The organism is Aeromicrobium sp. PFPM2_SD2 (genome assembly GCF_057364525.1).
This window is the reverse complement of record NZ_JBNFNZ010000163.1, coordinates 1-4,946: the sequence shown is the minus strand read 5'-3', so window position 1 is coordinate 4,946 and position 4,946 is coordinate 1. Positions and strand designations below refer to the sequence as shown.

Annotated in this window: 6 protein-coding genes; all 6 read right to left on the bottom strand. The window is 73.4% G+C overall.

Going from position 1 to position 4,946, the window contains the following annotated elements:
• On the bottom strand, window positions 1-417 hold a 417-nt coding region (locus AC2W7G_RS09030; RefSeq protein ID WP_485868140.1), incomplete at its 3' end, for a uroporphyrinogen decarboxylase/cobalamine-independent methonine synthase family protein.
• 108 nt (window positions 418-525) lie between these two features.
• Window positions 526-1,617 (bottom strand): tRNA 2-thiouridine(34) synthase MnmA, encoded by a 1,092-nt coding sequence (gene mnmA / locus AC2W7G_RS09025; RefSeq protein WP_485868139.1) that lies wholly within the window; start codon window positions 1,615-1,617, stop codon window positions 526-528.
• The gene (locus AC2W7G_RS09020; protein WP_485868138.1) at window positions 1,614-2,813 is read right to left on the bottom strand and encodes a cysteine desulfurase family protein; all 1,200 of its coding nucleotides are present in this window, start codon (window positions 2,811-2,813) and stop codon (window positions 1,614-1,616) included. The genes mnmA and AC2W7G_RS09020 overlap by 4 nt, the downstream gene beginning before the upstream one ends.
• Before the next feature lie 26 nt (window positions 2,814-2,839).
• Window positions 2,840-3,241 (bottom strand): hypothetical protein, encoded by a 402-nt coding sequence (locus AC2W7G_RS09015; protein ID WP_485868137.1) that lies wholly within the window; start codon window positions 3,239-3,241, stop codon window positions 2,840-2,842.
• Window positions 3,242-3,261: 20 nt separating this feature from the next.
• Window positions 3,262-3,699 (bottom strand): hypothetical protein, encoded by a 438-nt coding sequence (locus AC2W7G_RS09010; protein WP_485868136.1) that lies wholly within the window; start codon window positions 3,697-3,699, stop codon window positions 3,262-3,264.
• Window positions 3,696-4,946: alpha/beta hydrolase family protein (locus AC2W7G_RS09005; RefSeq protein WP_485868135.1), on the bottom strand; the 1,251-nt coding region annotated here is incomplete at its 5' end. The genes AC2W7G_RS09005 and AC2W7G_RS09010, both read right to left, overlap by 4 nt.

Genomic DNA, 4,946 nt, shown 5'->3' with positions numbered 1-4,946 from the left:
ACGCCCCTCGGCCATCGACTCGGCGAGCTCGCGGCGCGCCCCGTGGTCGGCGAGCAGCTTGTCGCCCCTGGGACGCTCGACGGTCGCGGCCAGGGTGAGCGGTCCGGTGACCTGGGTCTTGAACGGTCCGCGGTGGTCGCCGGCGAGCTCCTCGACCGCGTCCAGGTCGCGGGCCAGCAGCGATCGGGCGCGGCGCAGGTCGACGCCGTCGTGGTCGGTGAGTCGCCAGCCCTGGGGCTGCAGGTCGGCGCCGACGCCCACGAGCAGCGCGAGCGAGCGTCCGACCATGCCGGCGGGAGCGCCGCGACCGGGCAGCTCCGGCACGTGCGGCAGGGCGCCCACCTCGCCGAGCACCGTGTGGACCGTGTCCACCACGTCGTCGCCGGGCATCGAGCCGATGCCGGTGGCCAGCGCCATGCGTCCTCCTGGGTCGTGCTGCGGTTCGTGCTGGGGTGGCGGTGAGCCTGCGTCCACCGGCGGCCGCGTCGTGGACGCCACCCCACCGCTGGACGCGCGACGTGGACGCTAGCCCACCGGCTCGCGGCGGTGCGTGCGCGCGATGGTGGCCGAGCCGACGACGCGGGTGCCGTCGTAGACCACGACCGCCTGCCCGGGCGCGATGCCGGACGCGGGGTCGTGCAGGGCGACGTGGACGCGGTCACCCTCGACGGTCAGGCTCGCACGGTGCTCGTCGCCGTGCGCCCGCAGCTGCACGGTGCACTCCAGCGTCCCGGCCGGGGCGGTGCCGCACCACAGCGGGCGGATGCCCTCGAGCGCGTCCACCTGCAGCCGCTCGCGCGGCCCGACGGTGACGGTGCCCGAGACCGGCTCGATGTCCAGGACGAAGCGCGGCTTGCCGTCGTCGGCCGGCACGCCCAGGCGCAGGCCGCGGCGCTGGCCGATGGTGAAGGCGTAGGCGCCGTCGTGCTCGCGCAGCACCGTGCCGGACTCGTCGACGACCGAACCGGGCCGCGGACCGAGCTTCTCGGCCAGCCACCCGGCGTTGTCGCCGTCGGCGACGAAGCAGATGTCGTGGCTGTCGGGCTTGGTGGCCACCTGCAGGCCGCGCTCGGCCGCCTCGGCGCGCACGTCGGTCTTGACCGACCCGCCGAGCGGGAACAGCGAGTGCGCCAGCTGCTCCTGGGTCAGGACGCCCAGGACGTAGGACTGGTCCTTGCCGTGGTCGGTGGCCCGGTGCATCTCGATCGTGCCGTCGTCGGCCGTGCGCAGCTGGGCGTAGTGGCCCGTCGCGACGGCGTCGAAGCCCAGCGCCAGGGCGCGGTCCAGCACGGCGGCGAACTTGATCTTCTCGTTGCAGCGCAGGCACGGGTTCGGCGTGCGGCCGGCGGCGTACTCGGCGACGAAGTCGTCCACGACCTCGTCGGCGAACTCCTCGCTCATGTCCCACACGAAGAACGGGATGCCGAGGGTGTCGGCCGCGCGACGGGCGTCGTTGCTGTCCTCGATCGAGCAGCAGCCGCGCGCACCGGAACGGTACGAGCGCGGGTTGCGACTCAGGGCCAGGTGCACGCCGGTGACCTCGTGCCCGGCGTCGAGGGCACGGGCCGCGGCCACGGCGCTGTCGACGCCCCCGGACATCGCGGCGACGACCCTCATCGCTGCCTCACCATGCCGGCGGCCAGCGCCCGCTCGTGGACCGCCGGGAGCACCGCGAGCAACCGGTCGACGTCCGCCTCGGTGGACGTGTGGCCGAGGCTGAACCGCAGCGACCCGCGCGCGCCCGCTCGTCGTACCCCATCGCGAGCAGGACGTGGCTGGGGCTGCGGGACGCCGGCGGCGCACGCCGAGCCGGTCGAGCACTCGACGCCCTGGGCGTCCAGCAGCATGAGCATCGCGTCGCCCTCGCAGCCGGGGAACGTCACGTGGGCGATGTTGGGCAGCCGGTGGCCGGCGCCCGGCTCGGGGTCGCCGTTGACGATCGCGTCCGGCACCACGTGCGCGAGCCCGTCGACCAGGCGGGCGCGCAGCGCCTCGATGCGTGCGGTCGTCTCGGCCTGACGGGCCAGGGTGACCTCGACCGCCTTGGCGAACGCGGCGATGAGCGCGACGCCGATCGTGCCCGAGCGCAGGTCGCGCTCCTGCCCGCCACCGTGCAGCAGCGGGACGGGCTCGACCTCGCGCCGGATGACCAGGGCGCCCACGCCGACCGGACCCCCGAGCTTGTGCGCCGTGACGGTCATGGCGTCCAGGCCGCTGGCCCCGAAGTCGAGCGGCAGGTAGCCGGCCGCCTGCACGGCGTCGCTGTGCACCGGGATGCCGTGGGTGGCGGCCAGCTCCACGACCTCGCGGACGGGCTGGACCGTGCCCATCTCGTTGTTCGCCCACATCGTCGTGATGGCCGCGACGCTCGCCGGGTCGGACTCGACCGCCTCGCGCAGCGCGTCCAGCCGGATGCGGCCGATCTTGTCGACCGGCGTCGTCTCGACTGCGGCGCCCTCGTGCTTGGCCAGCCAGGTGACCGGGTCGAGCAGGGCGTGGTGCTCGATCGCGCTGAACAGCACCCGCGTACGTGCCGGGTCGGTCGCCCGCCGAGCCCAGAACAGGCCCTTGATGGCCAGGTTGTTGGCCTCGGTGCCACCGGAGCAGAAGACGACCTCGCTCGGCCGCGCACCCAGGTGCGAGGCCAGCAGCTCGCGCGACTCCTCGACGGTGCGCCGCGCCGCGCGGCCGGCTGCGTGCAGCGAGGACGCGTTGCCGGTGCGGGCCAGCTGCTCGGTCATGACGGCGATCGCCTCGGGGACCATGGGCGTGGTCGCCGCGTGGTCGAGGTAGACGGTGGGCTGCTCGGTCATGACCGTCCCAGCGTAGTCCCGCCGTCCTACTGCTTCGGCGGCCGTCCGTCCCCGGGCTGGGGGCCGTAGCGCTCGGTGAGGTCGGGCTCGGTACCGGACGCCATTCCGAGCTCCTCCGACGTGGTGGACCGCGTTCCCTGTCGGACCTCCAGGGTGATCGACGCCCGCCAGCGTCCTTGGCGGAGCACGGCCATCGCGTGGTCCAGTACTGCGACCGGGTCTGCCTCGGGTCCGACCGTGACGGTCCCGATGTAGGCGCGACCGGTGGTGAAGGTGTCGTGGAACTCCACGTCGACGTCCGTCACTCCCGGGAGACGGGCCACCTGTGTGTACAGCTCCCGGTCCGGCACCGGCTCGTAGTCCGGCCCGGCCGCCTTCTCCGACCCACCGGAGCACGCCCCCGCCAGCGCGACGACGAGGGGGATCACGAAGGCCAGCGCCCGGACCGTCAAGGTTGACCCTGCTCGGGCGGGGAGCCGTCCCCGGGCTGAGGGCCGTATCGCTCGGTGAGGTCCGGCTCCCCCGCCGACCTCAGACCGAGGTCGACGATCGTGGTCGTCCGGTCCGGCTGACGGACCTGCAGCGACATCGACGCCTGCCAGCGTCCTTGACGCAGCACGGCGATCACCTGGTCGAGCAGACGGACCGGGTCGACCTTCGGAGCCGCCGTCACGGTGCCGACGTAGTCGTTGGGGTCGTTGAACGTGTCGCGATGCTGGATCTCCGTGCTGAGCACGCCGGGCAGCCGACCGATCCGGGAGAACAGCTCTCGGTCCGGGACTGGCTCGTAGTCCGGTTCTTCCTCATGTGCCCGCGAGCATCCACCGGTCGCCGCGAGCAGCAGGGCAAGGACCGTGAGGACGAGCGGACGACGTGCCGAGCTCATCGTGGGGTCACCTCGTAACGAGTCGCTGACGCGTCGCCGTTGAGGAAGGCGCGGTTGTTCTCGCGCCACGCCTCGATCGACGCGTCGTGCGATCTGTCCACCTCGGACCCGGTGCCGGCGTAGTTTCGGGTCGAGTGGGCCGCGGCGATGTCGCGACGACCGCCTACCGTGCCCTCACGATCGTCCAGCTCCCGAGACACGGTCACCCAGTTCGACCGGTCGGGGTTGTCGGTCCCGTCGAGCCGGGGCACGACGTCCTGCGCATGCTCCAGGGAGAGCACCGAGACGTCGTCGGGGATGTCGTAGTGGCCGATCGGTGACCCACCGGTGACCACGCTCGTCACGTGGAAGCGGTCGCGCAGGGCCGGGTCCGAGGCCATCGCCGCGGCGGTGATGCCGCCCTGGCTGTGGCCGGTGAGCATGACCGGGTCGTCCGGGCCGATGCCGGCCCGGCTCATCGCCTCCGCCACCTGCGCCTCCATGACGGTGCGTCCCCCCATCGCCATGAGCTGCACGTTGGTGGTGAAGTCGACCGGGTTGTCGGTGCGCTGCGGCGACCAGTCCTGCGTGCCGGGGATCTGCACGACGTAGGCTGGTCCCTCGTCCCCCCGGTCCACCCGGATGACTTGCACCTGCGCCGCCTGTCCGCTCAACAGTCCCTGCTCGACGAAGATCTGCTGGACGGCGTGGTCGGCGTCCAGCGAGATGGGGCGGGTGGAGCCCTCGACCTCGTCGAGCCCGAAGCGGCCGGTGTCGCGCAGCAGGCCGCCGAGGCCGGCGATCGTGGCCAGGCCCTGGACCGCGGACGGGTAGTCGGTGGTCGGCCAGGCGCCACCGGAGGCGGCGGAGAGGGCGATGACGCCGGCGGGACCCAGCACGGACGCCACGCTGAACCCCGCGCCCTGGACCATGCCCGGCGCCAGGCGGGTCAGCGCCTCCTGCATCCACGGGTGGTCGTAGAGCGTCTCCTGGAAGTCGGCCAGGTCCGGCCGGTCCACGCCGACCGTCTCGAGCAGCTCGTCGAGGCCCGGCGTGTGCTCGACCACCGCGTTCGCGCCGGCCGCTCCCACCGCCAGCACCAGGGCGGGCCCGCCCAGCGCGAACCCGAGTGCGTCCTCCCCGAGGCCCTGGATCGCCGCGAGGCTCTCGTCGGCGAAGCGGTAGGTGCGCACGACCTCCTGCAGGTAGCGAGCCACGACCTCGAGCTCCGCGGCCGCCCAGACCGCACCGCCCGTCCGGCCGCGGCC

Bases quoted from the DNA above. Each gene is read 5' to 3' on its own strand.
- mnmA (WP_485868139.1), bottom strand. From the start codon at position 1,617: ATGAGGGTCGTCGCCGCGATGTCCGGGGGCGTCGACAGCGCCGTGGCC.
- AC2W7G_RS09020 (WP_485868138.1), bottom strand. From the start codon at position 2,813: ATGACCGAGCAGCCCACCGTCTACCTCGACCACGCGGCGACCACGCCC.
- AC2W7G_RS09010 (WP_485868136.1), bottom strand. From the start codon at position 3,699: ATGAGCTCGGCACGTCGTCCGCTCGTCCTCACGGTCCTTGCCCTGCTG.